This is a genomic window from Acetoanaerobium pronyense (assembly GCF_017874355.1).
Lineage (GTDB): Bacteria > Bacillota > Clostridia > Peptostreptococcales > Filifactoraceae > Acetoanaerobium > Acetoanaerobium pronyense.
Genome location: NZ_JAGGLI010000022.1, coordinates 21,138 through 41,826 on the forward strand (window position 1 = coordinate 21,138; position 20,689 = coordinate 41,826).

General features: G+C 36.8%; 22 protein-coding genes. 2 read left to right on the forward strand and 20 right to left on the reverse strand.

The genetic code is table 11. The features are described 5' to 3' along the window. Window positions 1–63: 63 nt before the first annotated feature. Window positions 64–2,139: a methyl-accepting chemotaxis protein gene (locus J2Z35_RS09720; protein ID WP_209661206.1), complete on the forward strand. Its 2,076-nt coding sequence runs from the start codon at window positions 64–66 to the stop codon at window positions 2,137–2,139. Between the two features lie 70 nt (window positions 2,140–2,209). Here J2Z35_RS09720 and J2Z35_RS09725 read toward each other — a convergent pair whose 3' ends face one another. The 3 genes from J2Z35_RS09725 to J2Z35_RS09735 all read right to left on the reverse strand — a co-directional run bounded on the left by J2Z35_RS09725 (window position 2,210) and on the right by J2Z35_RS09735 (window position 5,560). Next, complete coding sequence (locus tag J2Z35_RS09725) at window positions 2,210–3,895, reverse strand: catalase (protein WP_209661207.1); 1,686 nt, start codon at window positions 3,893–3,895, stop codon at window positions 2,210–2,212. A 181-nt stretch (window positions 3,896–4,076) separates the two neighbouring features. Further along, window positions 4,077–4,757 carry an N-acetylmuramoyl-L-alanine amidase gene (locus J2Z35_RS09730; protein ID WP_209661208.1) on the reverse strand — a complete coding sequence of 227 codons (681 nt, stop codon included), beginning with the start codon at window positions 4,755–4,757 and terminating at the stop codon, window positions 4,077–4,079. A gap of 59 nt (window positions 4,758–4,816) precedes the next feature. Further along, window positions 4,817–5,560: an N-acetyltransferase gene (locus tag J2Z35_RS09735; protein WP_209661209.1), complete on the reverse strand. Its 744-nt coding sequence runs from the start codon at window positions 5,558–5,560 to the stop codon at window positions 4,817–4,819. Window positions 5,561–5,816: 256 nt separating this feature from the next. Between J2Z35_RS09735 and J2Z35_RS09740 the strand changes: the two genes are divergently transcribed. After that, the gene (locus tag J2Z35_RS09740; RefSeq protein ID WP_209661210.1) at window positions 5,817–6,281 is read left to right on the forward strand and encodes a hemerythrin domain-containing protein; all 465 of its coding nucleotides are present in this window, start codon (window positions 5,817–5,819) and stop codon (window positions 6,279–6,281) included. Between the two features lie 142 nt (window positions 6,282–6,423). Here J2Z35_RS09740 and J2Z35_RS09745 read toward each other — a convergent pair whose 3' ends face one another. The 17 genes from J2Z35_RS09745 to eutA form a co-directional block, all read right to left on the reverse strand. Further along, complete coding sequence (locus J2Z35_RS09745; protein ID WP_209661211.1) at window positions 6,424–7,575, reverse strand: 1-propanol dehydrogenase PduQ; 1,152 nt, start codon at window positions 7,573–7,575, stop codon at window positions 6,424–6,426. A gap of 13 nt (window positions 7,576–7,588) precedes the next feature. Continuing rightward, entirely contained in the window at window positions 7,589–8,041 is a 453-nt protein-coding gene (locus tag J2Z35_RS09750; RefSeq protein WP_209661212.1) for a cupin domain-containing protein, read from the reverse strand. Between the two features lies 1 nt (window position 8,042). Then, the gene (eutH, locus tag J2Z35_RS09755) at window positions 8,043–9,155 is read right to left on the reverse strand and encodes an ethanolamine utilization protein EutH (protein ID WP_209661213.1); all 1,113 of its coding nucleotides are present in this window, start codon (window positions 9,153–9,155) and stop codon (window positions 8,043–8,045) included. 69 nt (window positions 9,156–9,224) lie between these two features. Continuing rightward, window positions 9,225–9,521, reverse strand: coding sequence for a hypothetical protein (locus J2Z35_RS09760; RefSeq protein ID WP_209661214.1), 297 nt, complete (start codon window positions 9,519–9,521; stop codon window positions 9,225–9,227). Between the two features lie 6 nt (window positions 9,522–9,527). Continuing rightward, window positions 9,528–10,076 (reverse strand): BMC domain-containing protein, encoded by a 549-nt coding sequence (locus J2Z35_RS09765; RefSeq protein ID WP_209661215.1) that lies wholly within the window; start codon window positions 10,074–10,076, stop codon window positions 9,528–9,530. A 10-nt stretch (window positions 10,077–10,086) separates the two neighbouring features. Further along, window positions 10,087–11,406, reverse strand: coding sequence for a 4Fe-4S dicluster domain-containing protein (locus J2Z35_RS09770; RefSeq protein ID WP_209661216.1), 1,320 nt, complete (start codon window positions 11,404–11,406; stop codon window positions 10,087–10,089). 21 nt (window positions 11,407–11,427) lie between these two features. After that, window positions 11,428–11,733: a EutN/CcmL family microcompartment protein gene (locus J2Z35_RS09775; RefSeq protein ID WP_209661217.1), complete on the reverse strand. Its 306-nt coding sequence runs from the start codon at window positions 11,731–11,733 to the stop codon at window positions 11,428–11,430. Window positions 11,734–11,737: 4 nt separating this feature from the next. Beyond that, window positions 11,738–12,307, reverse strand: coding sequence for a hypothetical protein (locus J2Z35_RS09780; protein ID WP_209661218.1), 570 nt, complete (start codon window positions 12,305–12,307; stop codon window positions 11,738–11,740). Between the two features lie 23 nt (window positions 12,308–12,330). Further along, window positions 12,331–12,969, reverse strand: a complete 639-nt coding sequence (gene pduL / locus J2Z35_RS09785) for a phosphate propanoyltransferase (RefSeq protein ID WP_209661219.1) — start codon at window positions 12,967–12,969, stop codon at window positions 12,331–12,333. Beyond that, on the reverse strand, window positions 12,962–13,813 hold the full coding sequence (locus J2Z35_RS09790; RefSeq protein ID WP_209661220.1) for a cobalamin adenosyltransferase: 852 nt from the start codon (window positions 13,811–13,813) through the stop codon (window positions 12,962–12,964). Before J2Z35_RS09790 ends, pduL begins: the two co-directional genes overlap by 8 nt. A 134-nt stretch (window positions 13,814–13,947) precedes the next feature. Next, complete coding sequence (gene eutM, locus J2Z35_RS09795) at window positions 13,948–14,238, reverse strand: ethanolamine utilization microcompartment protein EutM (protein WP_209661221.1); 291 nt, start codon at window positions 14,236–14,238, stop codon at window positions 13,948–13,950. A 19-nt stretch (window positions 14,239–14,257) separates the two neighbouring features. Continuing rightward, window positions 14,258–15,715 carry an acetaldehyde dehydrogenase (acetylating) gene (locus J2Z35_RS09800; RefSeq protein WP_209661222.1) on the reverse strand — a complete coding sequence of 486 codons (1,458 nt, stop codon included), beginning with the start codon at window positions 15,713–15,715 and terminating at the stop codon, window positions 14,258–14,260. 1 nt (window position 15,716) lies between these two features. After that, window positions 15,717–16,253 carry a BMC domain-containing protein gene (locus J2Z35_RS09805; RefSeq protein ID WP_209661223.1) on the reverse strand — a complete coding sequence of 179 codons (537 nt, stop codon included), beginning with the start codon at window positions 16,251–16,253 and terminating at the stop codon, window positions 15,717–15,719. Window positions 16,254–16,261: 8 nt separating this feature from the next. Next, on the reverse strand, window positions 16,262–16,915 hold the full coding sequence (eutL, locus tag J2Z35_RS09810) for an ethanolamine utilization microcompartment protein EutL (RefSeq protein ID WP_209661224.1): 654 nt from the start codon (window positions 16,913–16,915) through the stop codon (window positions 16,262–16,264). Between the two features lie 10 nt (window positions 16,916–16,925). Further along, a complete protein-coding gene (gene eutC / locus J2Z35_RS09815; RefSeq protein ID WP_209661225.1) occupies window positions 16,926–17,825 on the reverse strand; it encodes an ethanolamine ammonia-lyase subunit EutC in 900 nt (299 codons plus the stop codon). A 16-nt stretch (window positions 17,826–17,841) separates the two neighbouring features. After that, window positions 17,842–19,206 (reverse strand): ethanolamine ammonia-lyase subunit EutB, encoded by a 1,365-nt coding sequence (locus J2Z35_RS09820; RefSeq protein ID WP_209661226.1) that lies wholly within the window; start codon window positions 19,204–19,206, stop codon window positions 17,842–17,844. A gap of 23 nt (window positions 19,207–19,229) precedes the next feature. Continuing rightward, the gene (gene eutA / locus J2Z35_RS09825; RefSeq protein WP_245330838.1) at window positions 19,230–20,678 is read right to left on the reverse strand and encodes an ethanolamine ammonia-lyase reactivating factor EutA; all 1,449 of its coding nucleotides are present in this window, start codon (window positions 20,676–20,678) and stop codon (window positions 19,230–19,232) included. Between the last annotated feature and the right edge of the window lie 11 nt (window positions 20,679–20,689).

The window sequence follows — 20,689 nt, forward strand, 5'->3', positions numbered from 1 at the left end:
ATACAACTATCTATAAGTCATAAAATAAGACCAGAAGATTTTAGCGAAAGGATGATTATAATAATGAAAAGCATTACTAACAAACTTATTTTATTTGTAACCTCTATTCTTCTTATTAGTCTCATGACTACACTTGCTGTACAGATTTATGCAATATCAAATGGTATAAAAAGCTCAGCAGATAATTTACATGATGACTTAGAAGGCTTGATACATAGCACTGCCATAAATCAAATTCATGGTATAGTAGGGGCTGTAGATTCAGAACTTGATTTAATTGAACATTTTACTCATATAATCTCAACAGATCCAAATGCAATTGGAGTCTCTAATAGTCCTAGTTCTGAGAGTATACCATGGCTTATTGGAGCCATGGATAGTTTTAAAAAATCTCACGATACTATAATGGCCATTTATGTTGGAACTGAATATGGTAGTTTCATTTTAGATAGTACATCCAATACCCCTCCAGCAGATTATGACCCAAGAACTAGAGTATGGTATGAAGGCGCAAAAGACAATCCAGAATCTACATACTGGTCTGAACCTTACACAGATATGGCTACTAATGACATTGTAATTACTGCCTCAAAAGCAATACTCGGATCAAATAATCAGGTAATTGGAATTGTAGGAATAGATCTAAATATGAGACAATTATCAACCCTAGCAAGTAGCTATCACATAGGAAATACCGGAACTATATCATTGATTCATAAAAATGGAACTATTACAGGACATATAGATTCATCTAAGGTAGGTGAAAAAATAGAAATTCCCGAAATTATAGATACTCTTAGCCATGCATCTCCTAATGATGCAAAACTAGTTATTTATGAAATAGAAGAAGATAATCAAAAGAAGTCCACTGCTTCAGTGGTTAAGGCAATGCCAAGGGGTGATATGATTCTTGTTGGAAGCCTAAGCGAACGAGATTTCATAGAGGTCGTAAATCCTGTAAGATCAGAGCTAACTGCAATGGGAAAAAATGTTGCTTATACTATATTGATATCCATTCTAGTTATACTAGTAATAGCAGGTATTTTGACCCTCGTATTATCAAAGAGGTTTGTATCTCCAATAATAAAATCTATAAATGCCACTGAAAAACTTGCATGTGGAGAATTCGATTTTGAATTAGAAGTTTCTGGAAGTGATGAACTTTCCAAACTTTCAACTTCAATTAATGCCTTAAAGCAGACTCTAAGCACTATAGCCCTAAGTCTTAAAAATACGACTGATGTAATGGAGGAAGGGGTAGAAAAACTTACTAACCAATCAGAAGCATCAGCTGAGGTATCTCAGAGTATAGCTTTCGCTATAGAAGAAATAACTAGAGGTGCTGTAAGCCAAGCAGAAGAAGTGGAAAGAACACTATCTAAGTCTGAGGATTTATCCAAGGAAATCGAATTTGTTGTAGAAAACTCATCTAGATTAAATGAGTTTGTGGATATTGTAAAATCTTCTGCCCATGATGGTGATGTTAAAATAGATCAGTTATCTAGTCAAAACATTGTAACCGAAAGTTCCTTAGACAAAATTAATGAATCGATATCTAATCTTTCTATTACACTAAATGAAGTCAAAAACTTTACAGATATAATTAAAGGCATAGCAAATCAGACAAACTTACTTGCACTAAACGCTTCTATCGAAGCTGCGCGAGCTGGAGAAGCTGGCAGAGGTTTTGCAGTTGTTGCTGAAGAAATTAGAAAACTTGCAAATGGAACTGTTGATGCTAATGAAAATATCCAGAGCCAGATAGAAAATATAATGTCAGAAATGAATTCTGTACTTTTAAATTCACAGGAAATCAACGCAAATATATCTTCACAATCTGGTCTTACATCTGATGTCAAAAATGCATTTAATACACTTGAAAAAAATATAGAAAAGGCAATTGATGATATACACAAAATAGGAACTAGTGCTCAATCCATGAATTCTGCAAAAGAAGAAGTAATGGATTCAGTAAAATCTGTGGCTTCTATATCAGAAGAGACTGCAGCATCAGCAGAAGAGATATCGGCATCCACAGAAGAGCAATCTGCTTCCGCTTCCGATTTAGCTCAAAGAGCTGCCGACCTCAAAAAAATAAATGAAGATTTAATAAAAATTTCTGCTCAATTTAAAATATAGATATCTTAAACTATATAAACAATAAAAGAGGACCATATGATTAGTATGGTCCTCTTTTATTGTATGCATATTACAAAAGATATGGATCTTTCATAGGATCTATAAACGATTTTGGATCATAATCAGTCTTTATTTCTTGCCAATCTTTTTTTGACATATCCTCACTAGGTTTATCTAGCTCTGGGTGGGCATTATTGGCCTTATAGTTGTTTTCCTTGGAATCTCTCTTTGGAAGATTAAGATCTACATCTTCTATATTTATATTTAATGCTTTTGCTACTCCTTCTCCATACTCCTTGTCAGCCTGATAGCAGTTGTTTATATGTCTATGCTTGATTTGTAAAGTAGCATCTGCCATATTTCTAGCAGTATTTTCGCAAAGTACCTGCTTTTGCTCTTTAGTCATTGCTCTAAATAGCATCCCAGGCTGAGTGTAGTAGTCATGATCATCTTCCCTAAAATCATATCTGTATACATGTCCCCCATCTTGTTTAGGTTCATAGTCCCTTTCACTTTCTGTCCAGTTACCATAACTATTTGGTTCATAATGAAGCTCAGACCCTAAATTGCCATCTACTCTCATCTGACCATCTCTATGAAAAGCATGAGGGTTCTCAACGCCTTTAGGACTATTTACTGGTATTTGATGATGATTGACTCCCAGTCTATATCTGTGGGCATCTCCATAGGAAAATAATCTCCCTTGAAGCATTCTATCCGGCGAAAAACTAATCCCAGGAACCACATTGCTAGGAGCAAAAGCTGCCTGCTCTACATCTTGGAAATAGTTATCTGGATTTTTATTAAGAACAAACTCCCCTACCTCAATAAGAGGAAAATCTTTTTTCGGCCACATCTTAGTAAGGTCAAAAGGATTTGTCTGCATATTCCTTGCTTGCTCCTCAGTCATTAGCTGGACATACATGGTCCACTTTGGATATTTTTTCTTCTCAATAGCTTCATAAAGATCTCTTTGGTGAGACTCTCTATCTCCAGCAATAATCATCTCAGCCTCTTGATCTGTAAAGTTTTGAATACCTTGATTTGAACGGAAATGAAACTTCACCCATGTCCTCTCATTGTTTGCATTTATAAAAGAATAGGCATGACTGGAAAAACCATGCATAAATCTATATGAGCTAGGTATTCCCCTATCACTCATTACTATTGTCACTTGAAGTAGTGCCTCTGGAAGAGATGTCCAGAAATCCCAGTTTGTATTTGGACTCCTCATATTTGTTCTTGGATCTCTTTTTATGGCGTGATTTAAATCTATAAATTTCATAGGGTCTCTAAAGAAAAATACAGGAGTGTTGTTTCCAACCATGTCCCAGTTTCCCTCATCTGTATAAAACTTAAGGGCAAACCCTCTTATATCTCTCTCTGCATCTGCCGCCCCTCGTTCACCTGCAACTGTAGAAAATCTAGCAAACATTTGTGTCTTTTTTCCAATCTCAGAAAATATGGACGCTTTTGTGTACTTAGTTATGTCGTGAGTCACAGTAAATTCTCCAAATGCACCAGAGCCCTTGGCATGCATTCTTCTCTCAGGTATTACTTCCCTGTCAAAATGAGCCATTTTTTCCAAGAACCATACGTCTTGAAGCATAGCAGGCCCTCTTTTTCCTGCAGTTAGAGTATCTTGATTATTTCCAACTGGAGCTCCTGCACCTGTCTTTATTTCTGTAGTTTTACCTTTATGGTCGTTTTTGCTAGGTAGATTTTCTCCAAGATTGTTCTTTTTTCTAGGATCCATTTTTTTCCTCCTTTACAAAAGCTATTTTCAAGCTTCAAACCAAAGTTTTCAACATACATTTTCAAATTAATTAATACCCAAAAGAAAAATTTATATACATTCTCAAATAAAAAAAATCCCCTTTTGATTTTTATCGAAAGAGGACTGAAATAAATATAACTCTAATATTTTTAGTTGAATTTTAATTATAGGATATAAAAGAATCAAATCCGCTTTTTTTAAGCTTTTCAACTAAATCTGCTGCATTTTTTCTTTCACGAAATGCTCCTGCTTGAACCCTATAATATTTTGTGTGACTATCCAAATGCTTTTTTATTTCTAATCTAAAGCTATCCATATCCATATTATGCTTTGGAAACCAGTGCATTACATCCATATGATTAGATGCTATGGACTTCTTAAACCCCTCACTATGGCATATTATATCTTTTTCAGTTAAGCTATATATTTTACAAAGATAGACACATAGGTTTATTGCATTTTTAAATGCCCTATTAAAGTATTTTTCATTTTTATCTGCATCATATCCAATCATTTTGGTGCCAGAATATGAAAATCCTGAGGGTTCACATATCTCTATTCCTATATGGGTATTGTTAGCAGAACCTCCTGCATGCCATCCCCTATGGTCCCATGGCAGATACTGCCATATTTCCAAATCATCAACAAACGCATGTACACAAACCTGTCTTTGTATTTCTTTTTTTTCAAATGACTTGTTCCATCTTTCAAACCACATTTTAGCCATAATCCCAGGAGTAGCAGTTGAATGAATCATTATTCCCTTTGGCAGTATCTTTTTGTTTGAAGTGTAGCAGTCATTTCTAGTCATAAATCTTGTGTTTAAATTTTCTAGTTTCATAAAAACCCCCTTTTTTAATTTCATATGGATGATTTTATGAAATAGTAGGTGAATTTTTTCTACATAGATTTAACTTTGCTATTTAGATTTCTACTTATTTTTTCGTTTACTCTTTTTATTTTATTATCATCCCACTCGTATACTTTTGATATGATTTTTTTTCCTAGAATATAATGTCTTACCTGACCACTTCTTTGGAAACCCGCCCTCAATACATTTGTTTCAGAAGCTTTATTTTCCTTCAGTACCATACAGGTAGCATATCTATAGCCTCTATCCTTGGCTATGTTTAGACAAAACTTGAGCATATAAAGGAGTGACCCAGAGCCTCTTTTGTCTGCAAATATATACCCATCAAAGAAATATACCCTCTCATCACTAGCTGGTATGAATATTTTTAGAAAATCTTCATTATGATCTCCAAAACACATAGAGCAAAATCCATGAATATTTTTTTTGCCATCTAAAAGCACAAAGGTTTTGTCAGGAAAACTAGGATCTATCCTATCTTTTAAGACTGCATATTTCTCTTTGGAAACTTCTTCCTTATAGTCACTAGCCATCTTATTAAGGAGCTTCATGTCTAAAGGCAAAAAAGAAAAATCTTGGGGATTAAACTCCTGCTCTTTCACATCTATCCGATACAAAAAACTGGTTCTATATATTTTATTTAGTACTTTTTTAGGTATTTTTATTAAAAAATTGTCTTTTTGTAAATAGAATTTTTTTTTGCTTATCGCTGAGGATTCATTTGTTTTCGCTCTGGATTCTGGACTTTTATCGAATTGATGTTTAGTTGCCATATAAACTCCCCCTAAAATAATTCATACCAAAAAAATTCCTATCTTTATTTTTTACCCATTTTTTTTATTTTAAATTAAATAAGTTGATTTAAATATAAAATTTTATTTTAGATATAATTTTATATTCATTCACCTTTACTCTCTAATTCAATAGTTTCTATTTCTAAAATCCAAAAGGTGTTTAAACATTATGTTTTAAACATAGGATATGTGGAAATAATTATAAAGTATGTAATTAAATAAAGAGGGGGATTATATGGATATCTTTAAGGAAATCAAAAGCGAGCATGAGGACTTTAGAAAAATACTAGAAAAAATTAACGAAACTACAGACAGAGCAATAAAAACAAGAACTGACCTTTTTCATAAGCTTTATATTAATTTAACTGCTCACCACGAAGCCGAAGAAGAGGTTTTAGTCCCTAAACTCAAGGAAAAGAAGGAAACTAGAAAAATGGGTCTTGAAATTGTCGAAGAGCATCATGTTGTTGATGATTTGTTAGATCAGCTCAAGACTCTTTCAGTTGATGACGAAACATGGATTGTAAAATTCGGAGTTATGAAAGAAATTGTAGAGCATCATCTTGAAGAAGAAGAAAACGAAATATCAGAAGAAGCCCACAAGCAATTTTCCCAAGAAACCCTAGATAAGCTAGGAGAGGATTTTGAAAAAGAGGAGAAAAGACAAAAGGAAAAATTACTAGCTGAAGAGAAAATATAGCTGTAAGAGATGAACCCCTACACTATTTGAAAATATCTAGAGTGAGATAAATCTTGACTACCTCTTTATGTATTTAAAAAAAGAACTAAAATGGTACAAAATGTACCCTTCTAGTTCTTTTTTAGTATCATTTAATTAATTTTTATTGAAAAGCAAGCTTTAAAAGTTTTTCAAGGTCAAACTTTGTTGCCTTCTTAGGATTAGAATCTGTACAGATATCTCCTAAAGCAGAGTTTGCCATTTCTGAAATGACTTTTATAAAATCATTTTCATTGATTCCATATGCTCTAAAGGAGGACTGAATCCCCATGATCTCATTTAACTTTTTAATAAGCTCAATAAAGGCTATAATCCTTTCTTCCCTTGTAGCTAAATTAAGACCTAGTTTTTTTGCAATCTGGTCGTATTTTTCACCATAAATCTCTGTAGTTTTGTCTAAGAGTCCTGAGTTGAAAGAGATAATATGTGGCATTAAAATTGCATTTGCACGTCCATGACTTATTTTAAACCTACCCCCAATTGCATGGGCCAAGCTATGATTGATTCCAAGACCTGCATTTGTAAAAGCTATTCCAGCCATGCAAGAAGCATCATGCATGTTTTGTCTAGCTTTTACATCACTTCCTTTTTCATAGGCTGTGATAAGGTTTTTTAAGGCTAAATCAAGAGCCTTTTCTGCATATACATCAGAAAATGAGCCTGCGCTGTTTGAAACATAGGCCTCGAGAGCATGGGTTATCACATCCATTCCCGTATCTGCAGTTACAAATGGAGGAACGCTAAGGGTGAATCCTGCATCCAAAATAGCAATATCAGGGAGCATTAAAGGATCAGTCAAAGGAATCTTTGTGCTAGCACTGTAGTCAGTAATTACAGAAAAAGAAGTCACCTCTGAGCCTGTGCCACTCGTAGTTGGAATCGCTATGAAAAGAGGCTTGTGAATCTCCGATTTATGAACAAGCTCTTCCTTTGTTTTGATGCAAAAGAACATTATTGCCTTTGCAGCATCTATTACAGAACCTCCCCCAACTGCAATCAAAGCATCGGGTTTGTTTTCTATTATATGATTAAGTCCTTTTCTTACAGTATCAAGACTGGGGTCAGCCTCTACGCTGTCAAATATTCGATATTTGATGGACGCCTTATCTAATACCTTTGCAATTCTTGCCAAAGCCCCTATCTTAATCATTGTCATGTCAGTGACGATGCATACACTATTTACATTTAGAGTTTCGATATATTCAAGGGAGCCTTCTCCAGATAATATCTGAGTTTTAAGTCCAAAAGTATGCATATTTGCCTCCTGTCTACGCTTGCTCTGCCCAGTTTGCAGGATAAACTACGTAAAGGAATCTAGTAAAATCAGGTGTAGAAAACTGAATCTTTGATCCTTTAGGTATCAAGATTACATCTCCTGCTTTTCCAACTACCTTTCTTCCATCAATTAATATTTCAAGAGTTCCCTCTATAATATAATCTATTTCATCGTAGTTTAGAGTCCACTCAAAAGTAGTGTTGTCAAGCTCCATAACACCTGCTCCGATTCTTGGACTTTCATTAAGTGAAAATAAATCTGTAAGACCTACCTTGTCTCCCTCTTTACCTGTATCGAATGGCTCAGCCTTTATATTTCTTGCTTTTACACTCATAATCCCGCTTGGGTCAATATGGCGATTTGAGTCTTTAAGTTCACTTCCCATTTGCTCTGCTATTACTTTTTTTACTATCTCTTCAATAAGCTGAGAATTTATGATTTGCATATTAAGCCCCTTTCTGCATTACTTCTTTGCCCTTGTTTTTCTCAGTAATCTTTAGGAAAACCATAGCTACGAAAACTGCAGTAACTCCCCCAACAAATTTTCCTACTATCATTGGGAATATCAGTTCTCTTTCTACTCCTGCCGTATAGCCAAGGTGGTCACCAAGGATGAATGAAGCACTTACTGCAAAAGCTACATTGATAACCTTTCCTCTTTCATCCATATCCTTCATAAGACCAAACATAGGAATATTATTTGCAAGTGTAGCTACCATTCCTGCAGCTGCTGCATCATTCATTCCTAAAACCTTACCCATTTTCATAAGAGGCTTGCTTAGTACCTTTGTAATTACATGAACCATAGGGAAAGCACCAGCAAGTACTATTGCTATATGTCCTACTACCTCAAAACCTTCAGATATAGGGTCCATTCCAGGTATTATTACTATTCCTGTTAATGTCTCAATAATAATCGCAGCAAGTCCTATTGTGATTACGATTACTACCCCTTTACCAAATACCACGAATCCATTTATCATCTTGTCTGGAATTAATGCAAGTCCTACTGCTAAAAGAAGTGATACTATTATGATTGGAACAAGGTTTGAAAGTACCATCCCAAGGTCAAATCCTGCTGCAATACCTCCAGCAAGGCACCCAATAGGAATAGTAATAAGTCCCGCAAGTATACCCTTTGCTAATGCCTTATGGTCTTCTTTTCCAATTATTCCTAGAGCTACAGGTATAGTAAATACTATTGTAGGTCCCATCATAGCTCCAAGTATAATTCCTGCAAACTGACCAGCTTCAGGAGTAAGCGCAAGATTCATAGCAAGTGGATAACCACCCATATCGTTTGCAAGTAAAGTAGTTGCAAACATTGCAGGGTCTGCTCCAAGTGCAGTATATATAGGTACTACTATTGGAGACAGCCACTTCGCTAGCACAGGTGCCAGAGAAATAACCCCTATCATTGCAACTGCAAGTGCTCCCATTGCAAGTATCCCCTCTTCAAACTTTTCTCCAAGTCCAAATTTGTTTCCTATGATTCTATCTATAGCTCCTAAAATCATAAATCCAACCATGATATACAGGATAATATCATTAATACTCATAAGTACCCTCCCAGTTTTTAGTTATATTAAACTAATAGATATGTTATTTTAAATAATAGATTAATATAATTATTTTTTTAATTTTTGGATTACTGCTTTAGTTATTTTTTCAATTTTGTCCTTGTCTTTTATATTAAAGCTATCTTCCAAAATCCTTCTAACCTTGCAGTCCAAAGATTCTTCTTTTTCTTTTATATTTTCACTTACATTTTCTTTAAAACAAATAGTATAGCTGTTGTTGCGAAGATAATCCTTCGCCCCAGGTGTTAACATCATGTCTTTTTTAAGAACAAAGTTTTGACTACCAGGCACTAAAAACTCATTAATATTTTTAATCGTTACAAGTATCTTTCCGATAGTACTCACTCCTTTCTATCCCAGAGAATCCATAATACCTTGATGAGGCCTTGGTATCACTGCCTTATTGACAAGAAGACCTGATTCCATGGCTGCATCTGCTCCAGCCTCTATAGCCGCATTTACAGCACTAACATCTCCAGTTAGAGTCAAAAACGACTTTCCACCAACTGCAAACCCAAGTCTAATCTCTATAAGCTCTACATCTGCTGCCTTAGCCGCTTTATCAGCAGCTACTATTCCGCTTGCTACAGCGAAAAACTCTAAAACCCCTAGAGAATCTCCATACCCTATCTCTCCCGTCCCTGTAATAGCAGGAATGATTCCAGGATGAAGATTTGGAAGGATTAATTCATCTACTACAAATTCTTTTCCAATTTCAAGCCCTGCTTCAACAGAAGCATTTACAGCTCCTACATCTCCACTTACCATAGCAATAAATTTCCCAGGACAAATGGAGTGAGCCTTTACTAGCTCTACATTAGCTGATTTTAGCATGGCATCTGCTACCTCATATCCTCTTGCTATGCTGTTTAGTTCAATAAGTCCTAATGTTCGAATCATAACTCCTCCATCACCTTTTTTCTACTATAATATATCCTTCTTTAACAGAAACCAGACCATCTATGCTGCTATGAACATTTGCTCCAAGACTTTCTCCAATAGATGCTATAAGCTGTCCCTTAACTACATATTCCCCTTCATCTACAATAGGAGTCGCAGGAGCTCCAATATGCTGCTTCAGTGATATTATAGCTCTAGAAGGTTCATACTCTATTACATCATCAAATGAATGCTTCACATATTTTGAAAGGTCAAGTCTTCGAATCAATCTCTCTGTAGGAACTTTTCTGTATTCCCTCATATCACTTACTTCATATTCAAGTCCTTCTTTGTTTTCCCACCTTACATTTTCCTTTAAAAACTCAGTTTTTACATACTGGTTTATTGTCTTAGGGGATAATCCCATAGGACAAGCATACATCTCGCATATACCACATTCACAACAAAGCATTGCTGATTTGCAGGATTCTCCCTTAGTATCTGAAAATGCCGCTGCCCTCATTACAAGATGAGGATAAAGTGGATGTCCGTTTAGATATCTAGGACAAAGATCAGTACACATACGGCACTGAATACAAGCACTTGCCGCCCTAGATAGTATGTGCTTTATTGATAGATTATGTCTATTTATAATTGCATGATCCTCTGGAAGTACTATAATCCCTCCAAGAGTCTTGGTCACATATGTTGTTGATATATCCTCTTCATTGCATGGTTTCCCCATCATAGGTCCCCCTAAAATCACTTTAAAGCCATGTATTTTAGGTCCACCAGCAAGCTCTAGACATTCCTTAATACTTGTTCCTACAGGAACCTTTATCAAGGTTGGGCTATTTACTTCTCCAGTCACTGTAATTACTCTGTGAGTCACTGGCATTTCACTCATCACATCAAGTACAGTTGCAACATTTGTGACAACTATTCCCTTAGAAAGAGGTATTTGAGTAGGAAGTATTGTAACTCCTGCAACTTCTCTAACCAGCATCTGTTCATCACCAGCTGGATAAAAATTTCCTACTTCCTTCACTTCTATATCTAAGTTAAGATTTTGTATAGCCTCTCTTACCTTAGCTATCTCTTTTTTGTTCTTTGACTTTAGAGCAATAACTTTTCTCTTTGCAGATATTTCACTGCCTATTTTCTCAGTTCCTTTGACTAAATCTTCTGGAAAATTACGAATTAGATATTTGTCGGTTTCCAAAAGGGGCTCACATTCTATTGCATTTATTATTAAAATATCGGCTTTGGCATTTAGCTTTACATGGGTAGGAAAACCTGCCCCGCCTGCCCCAACTACGCCAGAGGCTTTAATGGTTTCTAAAAATGTCATATTACCTCCTCTTTCGCCTTCTTACTGTGAAATTTCGACTTCATCAATAATGCCAACTACAGTAGCATCTACAGCAGTCTCTGTCTTATGAAGACCTCTTCTTGCCGAACTTCCAGAAACTACAAGTACAAGGTCACCTATACCTGCTCCCACTGAATCAGCTGCCACAATCTCATGTCTTGACTTTACAAAGTCACTAGATGGAACTCCATGGTCTGAATCTATAGAGCTGTAATCAACTGGTTTTATAACAAGGAGCTTTAGACCGTTTAAAGATTCTTCTTTTCTAGTTGCCCATACATTGCCAATCACTTTTCCAATTATCATTACATCACTCCTTACGCCACTTTATCTGCATTGACCTTAATGCATCTTCTCCCAGTGGTGTGAGTATAGTATTTTGTCCTAAAACAACTTCTTTGACAGCTTCCCTTGACCAGTTTAGTACCTCTTTTTCTCCAAGGATTTTTTTGTCGTAGTATTTTAGGGAATTTGGAGTTTTATTTTCATTAACTATTGTTAGTCCGCTGCTTTTGAGAAGCTCAAGAGCTTCTATATGTTTTTTTAGAAGTGGTGAATACTCAAACAAATCTTCTTTAAATTCCAGTCTCTCTTTTTTGACATGGACCTTCACTCCTTTTAAAAGAGCATAAAGACACCAATTGCTAAGCTCATCAACTGGGATTCCTGCTGCAATGCTCATCATTTGTGAGCTGCTAAGAGCAGGTAACCAAAGTATCATATCCCTTTGAAGGTCCTGGATTTTTTCAATTGATATAGTATAACCAAAGTCTTTGAGGTCATCTTCAGGATAATCAATCCCACTTATCAAATGGGCTTTATTTAAATGTCCTATCCTAAAGAGTACTTCTTTTACTATCCCATCGATATCTAGATTCACGCTCTCCTCCTTTAGTTTTTAATCTATTTAGCTTGTTTTTCCAATATTTCTCCGTATGCATCCTTAGAAAGTCCAACTGCATTTGCCTCATCATAGTCTATATGCATACTTAATGAAAACCTTGGATTTACCCTTACAAGTACATCTTCAAATATTATCTTTCTTTCTCCATAAACCCTTACGGATACTTCATCCTTGTCTTTTAGATTAAAGGCTTTTGCATCATCAGGAGTCATATGAATATGACGCCTTGCCACAATAACAGATGATTTTGCTTCAATCATACCGTATTTTCCTTGAATCCAAAGTGTAGGACAATTTTTTATATCCCCAGAGTCTCTAACAACAGGTTTTATACCAAGGGCTCTAGCATCTGTCATAGATACCTCTACTTGAGTCATATCTCTTACTGGTCCAAGTACAGCTACCTCTTTAAAATCGCCCTTAGGGCCAATTATTCTAACCTTTTCTTTACAAAGATACTGACCTGGTTGTGAAAGTTCTTTAAGAGGAGTAAGGGTTTCTGTCCCAAATAATTTTATGGCATCCTCTTTACTCAGATGGACATGTCTTCCTGAAGCTTCCACACGAATATGCTTTTTTAAAGCTTTTATCTCGTCTATTACTTTTGACACAATAGATTCAATTAAATTTTTATCCATAATAATTTCCTCGAATTCTACACATTAATATATATGTCCCACTACTCATCCTATTTAAAGCTCTTATCAAATCTTCTCTAACTATAGTTGAGCCCTGTCTGAAAGTCTCCATAGCTACAAGCTCTAGCTCTCTTATATTGGTTCTTAGCTTATTTAAAAGCACTATCTCATATCCCATATCAGCACTTGGTAGAAAATGTTTTACCCCATAATGCTTATCTGGACTATGAGAGTGAGCTCTTAGGTTCATATCATCCAGTCCAAACAAAGTGGATATTTGATATGGTTCATCAAGGACTTCGGCTCTAAGAAGATTTCTTGAGATATTTAAAAGTTCATCTATATCTGAAAGCAGCCCACTATATTTTGTATCTTTAAGTAGATACTGAATCTCAAGTATAAGGCTTTGAAGACTGTCTATCTTCCCTCTGAAAACTATTCTTTTATCATCTTTAAATACAAGTCTGTTTCCTTTTAGATGGGTCATATATTCAGGCTTTACTTCGTAAAAACCTCCATCATAGTTGGATACAAATTTAGGTTTAAAAGATCCCTCTAGAGCTTCAAATGGTTTATATTCATTTTCAACAACCTTGTATTCAGATGATTTTTCATTTTCTATACCTTGAAATCTAATATCCTTATCTCTTTGCCTTTTAGATTCGTGAGGTCTTTTGATTTCACTTGAATTAGATGTTTTTAGTATTTTGTCAAGCTCTATGCCTTTATCTCTAAGATACTGCCTAGCAGAGGGGGTGATTACATCCTTTGCCGAGATTTCAGGTATTTCATCTGGTCTTTTTTTGAAATGTTCTCTTAATGACGCCTCGGTAATTACACTCATAGCATGACGCCTTTCTCTTAGTTTAGTTGTGAAGCGCTGCTTTTGCAGCGCTTCCTAAATAGTTTCCATTTATAAGTCACTTACCCCTAAGGAGTCTTTATGTTCAAATCGATATTTTATAGCTTATATTAGTCTTATTCTGCTTTATTGCTCTTTGGTAGGATAACCTCTACTTCGTTGTGTGGTCTTGGGATTACATGAACTGAAATAAGTTCTCCAACTCTCTCAGCAGCTGCAGCTCCAGCATCAGTAGCAGCCTTTACAGCTCCTACATCTCCTCTTACCATAACTGTAACTAATCCTCCGCCTATTTGCTCTTTACCTATAAGCTGTACATTTGCTGCCTTTACCATTGCGTCTGCTGCCTCGATTGCTCCTACTAGTCCTTTTGTTTCGATCATTCCTAATGCGTTTAAAGTTGCCATAATTAATTCCTCCTAAGTTTTAGTTTAAATTTAGATTTTTTAATTGATTTACAACAAGTTCACATATTTTATCAATATCAATAGAATCATCTGACTCTAATGAACAAACTGGTTTATCTTCCTTTTTTTCTTCTAGCCCATATGCCATCCATCTTATATTGATAAGATGAAGCGGAGTCACGTTGTCACTTGTAGCACTTCCTCCTACAGTTCCGCACCCTAGGGTAAATGATGGTGCAAGTCCTGTGCTCAGTCCTACAGCTCCATGAGTCGAAGGTGTATTTACTAAAAATCTGGATACAGGCTTTTCAAGAGCAAACTTCTTTATGATGCTCTCATCATTTGAGTGAATAGCAAGGGTATGTCCAAGTCCACCATTTTGAAGGAGCTTGTGGCATAATTCGCATGCCTCTTTCCAGTCTTCCACTGTATAAAAAGCCATAAGCTGTGTTAGTTTTTCCTTTGAAAACGGAAAGCTTCTTCCCACCCCTTTTTCATCACTTAAAAGAAGGGTGGTTCCTGCTGGGATTTCAATATTTGCAAGCTCTGCTATATATTTTGCAGTTCTTCCAACTATGTCTGGATTCATACCTCCATTTGGCTTTTCCATTATACGTTTAACCTTTTCAAGAGCTTCTCCCCTTAAGAAAAAGCCTCCCCTTTTCACTATTTCAGCCCTAACCTTGTCTTCTATGGATTTTTCTACTACAATAGCCTGCTCAGATGCGCATACTGTCCCATAGTCAAATCCTTTTGATCTAAATATCTTTTCTATTGCATCTTCTACATCTGCTGTTTTTTCTATAAATGCTGGCACATTTCCAGGTCCTACTCCAAGAGCTGGAGTCCCTGAGCTATAAGCTGCCTTTACCATAGCTGAACCACCTGTTGCAAGTATCATACTTACATCTCTATGCTTCATAAGAGCATCTGTGGCTTCCATAGTTGGCATACTGATGCAACCAACTAAATCCCTTGAAACTCCTGCTTTTGCAAGAGCACCCTTGATTACATTTACTGTTGCCATGATGCACTTTAAAGCTGAAGGATGAGGGCTAAATACTATACTGTTTCCAGCCTTTAGTGCTATTAAAGTCTTGTATATTACAGTTGATGTAGGATTCGTAGATGGTATTAGACCCGCAACAACTCCCATAGGAACACCTATTTTTACAACTTTTTTTACTGTATCCTCTTCTATAAATCCAACAGTTTTTATATCCTTCATAGATTCCCAAAGAGACTTGCTTGCAAGGACATTTTTTGCCATCTTGTCTTCCCATTTCCCAAATCCAGTCTCTTCATTTGCAAGCTTTGCTAGACCTTCTGCATTTGAAAAAGTTGCAAGGTATACTTGCTCTACTACATTGTCAATTTGACTTTGGGATAAAACCCCATAATCCTTTTGAGCATTTTTTGCACTCTCTACAAGATTTCTAACCTCCTGCACCGATGCTAAGTCTTTGTCTAAAGTCAAATTATTTTCCTCCTTTCGACTTCCTAATAGCACTTAAGAGTTCACTTTTGTTTGCAAACTTTATTTTTCCTCTGTCCATGCTATCAATCTGAAGCTCTCTTGCAAGCCTTCTTAACTGAACTACCTTAAGCCTATCTATACCGCCTTTTTTGAAAACAAAGTAGTCCTTATCTTCAAATCTTACAGTCTCATTAACATTAAACTCAGGAGATTTTGATTCGGTTTTTATTGGTTCATCGTTAAGATTAGCTAGTTTACTATCATTTTTTTTTGGCTCTATCATCTCCATTACTTCATCAGAAAGCCTTGGAATGACATGTCCTGTGACTGCTATTTGAAGGCGTTTTACCGCCTCAACCGCCGCTTCAACTGCTGCATAAACAGAGCCTACATCTCCCTCAAGGGTAATGGTTACTAGTCCTGCAGATACAAGTTCCTTGCTAATCATATTTACAGATGCCGCCTTCAAGGCTGTATCCGCTGCAACATAGCAACCAACTGCTCCATAGGTTTCTATAATCCCAATAGATTTTCCCATAAAGGCACCTAATACTTAACTGGATTGTCTGCAACCTGAATTACTGCATCTGCAAAAGCATCACAAGCTGCTTTACAAGCAGACTGAGAGCCAGTTAAAAGTCCTCCCCCAAAGTTTGTCTCAGATGGCGGGCCATAAAAAGCAACTAACTCTACATCTGCGGCTTTAAGTGCTGCATCAAGTGCATACATAGCTTCAATAGGAGGTGCTATAAGATATGCAATAGCTTCCCCTTCAGGAACTCCAGCTATATCCGAAAGATATGAACCAGTTCTTGAAACGCAGTGTGCATAGTAAGCTATGGAGTCATCATCGTTTGCACTATAAAAGCAAGCGTCATTTTCTATAAAGTCAATTGCGGCGTTTAGACCACTTTTTACCTCTGCTGGACTTGGTCCAGAGATTATTCCAATAAATTCTCCAGCTAGTTTTGTATTTGCATTTACAGCTCCTCCATAAAAGGACTTTGCATAAGCAACCTTAACTTCAGCCTTTTTTGTTGCTTCATCAAGGGCAGTGTAGCCCACATCGTCACAATCTGTGGTAATCATACCTATTGCACGATGGTCTTCATCTATTCCAAGGTGTTTTCTCATCCCTTCATCTACATTTGGGATTACCTTGACACTTAATACATTGACTTTAATCGGATCGTATCTCATTAGCTGCCTCCTATAGTTTTAAATCTACTCCACTTTTCTTTTCATCAAGGATTTTCTTAAGTATATCCGCAATATGTGCCCCTGCTTCAACTGCTGGAGTACCGTTTTTGTGGATATTACTGATTACCGTTCTTGCAGACTCTGGGGTACCTACTTTTCCCTTGTAAATCATATAGCAGCTCATGGATTCTCCAGTTGCAAGTCCTGGTCTTTCACCAATAAGTACTGCTGTAACCTCAGCTCCTGTAATTTCTGAAACGTGGTCCATGGAAGGCACACGACCATATTTTACAAAAAACGGAGTTCCCATATCTATGTTGTGATTTTTTAGTCCCATCTCGATAGCCTTTAGAGCATCATATGCGTTTGTCTCTATAGCAGTTGAAGAAAGTCCATCAGCTACATATACCTGAACTCTTGGAGCTTTTGAGTTTAGAGTTTTGAGCTTTGCCACAGATTCATCATCAAGTATTCTTCCAAGGTCAGGTCTTGTAAGATATTCGTCCTTGTCATTAATTAGGGTCTGAAGCTTTGGCCAGCCCTTTGACTCTACAAATTCATCAGGAACATCTGTAAATACAGCATCTTGAGCTACCGCATGGTCGGCTCTAAATCTTAAATAAGTATCTGTCTTGTATCTTGGTCCTGCTCTCCATATTCCAACTCTTGCAGGTGTAGATTTTTTGTAGTTTTTGTATGCATCTGGGTTCTCAGCATTTGGGACTTCAAAAAAATCTTCCATTTCATAATCAGTCACGCTTTTTCCATCATATGATTCATCTGATGATTCACTATGAAGGATTTGGCTAGTTATCCTTTGAAGATTTTTGTCATCCACCTTTGTTTCTTCGCTTCCATTAAGCTCTTTTAATACCTCTTCTATTATTGATTTTAGTTGCATTTCATTCATCTAAGCCACCTCCTCTCTATTTCATAAAGATTGATGCGTCACCAGCACGCTCAGTTAATTTGCCATCTTTTATTAATCCCATTTTTTCCATCCACTTTTCAAACTCTTTAATAGGTCTTTTTCCACTTACAGATCTTAGTGAATGAGCTTCATGATATCCAGTACACTGGTAGTTGAGCATGATATCATCTCCAGCTGGTATCGCCATAAAGTAGTTGCATCCTGCCATAGCAAGAAGTACTGCAAGGTTTTCTATATCATTTTGGTCAGCCTTCATATGGTTTGTGTAGCATGCATCAACTCCCATTGGAAGTCCATGAAGCTTGCCCATAAAATGGTCTTCAAGTCCAGCTCTAGTAACCTGTTTGCTGTCATAAAGGTATTCTGGACCAATGAATCCAACAACTGTATTAACTAAAAATGGTTTGAAATGTCTAGCAAGGCCGTAGCATCTTGCTTCCATAGTCACCTGGTCTGCACCATGATGAGCATCACTGGAAAGCTCTGAGCCTTGACCAGTTTCAAAATAAAAATAGTTAGGACCAGTAGCTGTACTATATCTTTCCATAAGCTCTTGAGCTTCTCTTAATGTATCTAAAGTAAATCCAAATGCCTCATTTCCCTTTTGTGAACCTGCTATTGACTGGAACATAAGGTCAGTTGGAGCACCTTTTTTGATAGCTTCCATCTGAGTAGTAACATGAGCAAGTACGCAGGTCTGAGTAGGAATTTCCCATTTGCGCTTGAATTCATCAAACATTTTAAGTACATTTCCAACGCTTTCCACTGTATCTATTACAGGATTTAGCCCAAGAACCGCATCCCCTGCTCCATATGAAAATCCTTCCATTAAGGAAACCATTATTCCATCTAGGTTGTCAGTAGTGTGGTTTGGCTGAAGTCTAAATGCAAGCGTTCCACTCTCTCCTATAGTAGTATTACAGTGAGCAGTAACTATAATCTTTTGACCTCCAAGAACAAGGTCAAGATTGCTCATTATTTTTGTAACTGCAGCTATCATCTCGGACGTCAGACCCCTTGATACTCTCTTTATCATTTCGTTGTCTGTGTTTTCATCAAGTATCCACTCTCTAAGCTCAGATACTGTCCAGTCCTTGATTTCATTGTAAATAGTCATATTGAGGTCATCATAAATCAGCTTAGTAACCTCATCTTCATCATAAGGAACAGATGGGTTATTGAAGATGTCCTCAAGTGTGAGATTGCTTAGTATTTCCTTTGCAGCAATACGCTCCGTTACAGTTTCTGCTGCAACTCCAGCGAGCTTATCTCCTGACTTTTCTTCATTTGCTTTTGCAAGCACTTCTTTTACGCTGCTGAACACATAAGTTTGTCCAAACAGTGACGTTTTAAGTCTCATACTTTTTCCTCCCATTACTTTATTTAGTAGCCGAAAAGCAAGGTCTTTATCACCACTGGCACGACCTGTCCTCCAGCAATTGGAACACCTATATCAATGTAGTCTCCATTGTCTACGCTGACAGAATCTATACAAATCACAGGCTTGTCCTTTGGAAGAATACTTCTAAGGCAAAGCCCCAATGATTTACCAAAATCACTTTCGATGATTACAATCAAAGGCAGATTTTGATCGGTCATCCTCTTCATACCTATGGCTATATCCTTAGCTAGTCTTTCAATGGCTTCAAAGCCATATCCTCTTTTTCCCCTAAGCCCTAGTGCCACTAAAGGGGTGTCAGACTGCTCTACAAGCCATCCTAGCCTGTCAGATAGAGCATTTTGTCTTTGCTCTTCATTTAGCCCTTCCTCATCTGCTGTAAGGTGAACTATCGGGATATTTTTAATTGGAAGCTGATTCAAATCATAGTGGATGGTGCTGCCGCTTATATCAGTAGTGTGATTTCCTGCCCCAACTACTGTGGCCCTTATTGTCTCTTCACCATATTTCAAAGTATGACTCGTCTTTTCAAAAGCCTTTTTAATAGCTCTTCCAAGAAGGATTCCAATATCTCCATATCTGAGAAAATCCTCTTCATCATTTGCCACGCAGTCTGCAACTCCACCTGATAAAAATGCTGCATCTATTTTATGGGTCATTCTAAAATCATGGTCAGTAATCAAAAGCTTGTATATACTATCCTGTGACCCCGTGTTTGCAATTTCAATAATTGTCTCTGCCATAGCAGAGCAAAATACTTCTAGGGATGAAATCGATGCTTTTTTCCCTATTTCTATATCAATATCTAATCTATTAATTAGAGCCTTTGCCTTTTCTGATAGGTAGTATACCTCCCCATCCCCTCTTAACTTAATAAGTCTTCCACCAATATCAAAGCAGGCTGTATCCATAAGCTTGCCATTTTGAAATACTGCAACGTTGGTGGTTCCTCCTCCAATATCAAAATTCATTACAGTTGCGCTATGCTCTTTTGAGTATTCAAAGGCTCCAGAGCCTTTACCTGCAAGTATTCCCTCTAAATCAGGCCCTGCAGTAGCTACCACAAAGTCTCCTGCAAAGCCGCTAAGCATCTTTAGTACTTCCTTAGCATTTTCTTTTCTTGCAGTCTCCCCTGTGATTATTATGGCTCCTGTATCTACATCCTCTGGAGTCATATTTCCATTTCTGTATTCCTTTTCCACTATCCTTTTAAGTCCTTCTGCATCTATTACTACAGGAGTAAGAAGAGGGGTGAAATGTATATCGCTTCTAAATACTACTTCTTTTCCTATTATCTTTACGGTCGGAACTGTCCATGCAGATGCCGTATTTTCTACAGTAATCTTTGAAAATACAAGCTGGGTGGTGCTTGTTCCTATGTCTATCCCAACACTAGTTAATGTTTGAGGCACAGCTGCTGCTCCTTTCCCCAAAAAAAGACGTC

Bases quoted from the DNA above. Each gene is read 5' to 3' on its own strand.
- J2Z35_RS09765 (WP_209661215.1), bottom strand. From the start codon at position 10,076: ATGATTCGAACATTAGGACTTATTGAACTAAACAGCATAGCAAGAGGA.
- J2Z35_RS09735 (WP_209661209.1), bottom strand. From the start codon at position 5,560: ATGGCAACTAAACATCAATTCGATAAAAGTCCAGAATCCAGAGCGAAA.
- eutL (WP_209661224.1), bottom strand. From the start codon at position 16,915: ATGAGATACGATCCGATTAAAGTCAATGTATTAAGTGTCAAGGTAATC.
- J2Z35_RS09730 (WP_209661208.1), bottom strand. From the start codon at position 4,757: ATGAAACTAGAAAATTTAAACACAAGATTTATGACTAGAAATGACTGC.
- J2Z35_RS09775 (WP_209661217.1), bottom strand. From the start codon at position 11,733: ATGATAATTGGAAAAGTGATTGGCAATGTATGGGCAACTAGAAAAGAA.
- eutC (WP_209661225.1), bottom strand. From the start codon at position 17,825: ATGAATGAAATGCAACTAAAATCAATAATAGAAGAGGTATTAAAAGAG.
- J2Z35_RS09750 (WP_209661212.1), bottom strand. From the start codon at position 8,041: ATGCAAATCATAAATTCTCAGCTTATTGAAGAGATAGTAAAAAAAGTA.
- J2Z35_RS09725 (WP_209661207.1), bottom strand. From the start codon at position 3,895: ATGGATCCTAGAAAAAAGAACAATCTTGGAGAAAATCTACCTAGCAAA.
- J2Z35_RS09770 (WP_209661216.1), bottom strand. From the start codon at position 11,406: ATGACATTTTTAGAAACCATTAAAGCCTCTGGCGTAGTTGGGGCAGGC.
- J2Z35_RS09805 (WP_209661223.1), bottom strand. From the start codon at position 16,253: ATGGGAAAATCTATTGGGATTATAGAAACCTATGGAGCAGTTGGTTGC.
- eutM (WP_209661221.1), bottom strand. From the start codon at position 14,238: ATGGCAACTTTAAACGCATTAGGAATGATCGAAACAAAAGGACTAGTA.
- pduL (WP_209661219.1), bottom strand. From the start codon at position 12,969: ATGGATAAAAATTTAATTGAATCTATTGTGTCAAAAGTAATAGACGAG.
- J2Z35_RS09790 (WP_209661220.1), bottom strand. From the start codon at position 13,813: ATGAGTGTAATTACCGAGGCGTCATTAAGAGAACATTTCAAAAAAAGA.
- J2Z35_RS09745 (WP_209661211.1), bottom strand. From the start codon at position 7,575: ATGCATACTTTTGGACTTAAAACTCAGATATTATCTGGAGAAGGCTCC.
- J2Z35_RS09720 (WP_209661206.1), top strand. From the start codon at position 64: ATGAAAAGCATTACTAACAAACTTATTTTATTTGTAACCTCTATTCTT.
- eutH (WP_209661213.1), bottom strand. From the start codon at position 9,155: ATGAGTATTAATGATATTATCCTGTATATCATGGTTGGATTTATGATT.
- J2Z35_RS09740 (WP_209661210.1), top strand. From the start codon at position 5,817: ATGGATATCTTTAAGGAAATCAAAAGCGAGCATGAGGACTTTAGAAAA.
- J2Z35_RS09820 (WP_209661226.1), bottom strand. From the start codon at position 19,206: ATGAGACTTAAAACGTCACTGTTTGGACAAACTTATGTGTTCAGCAGC.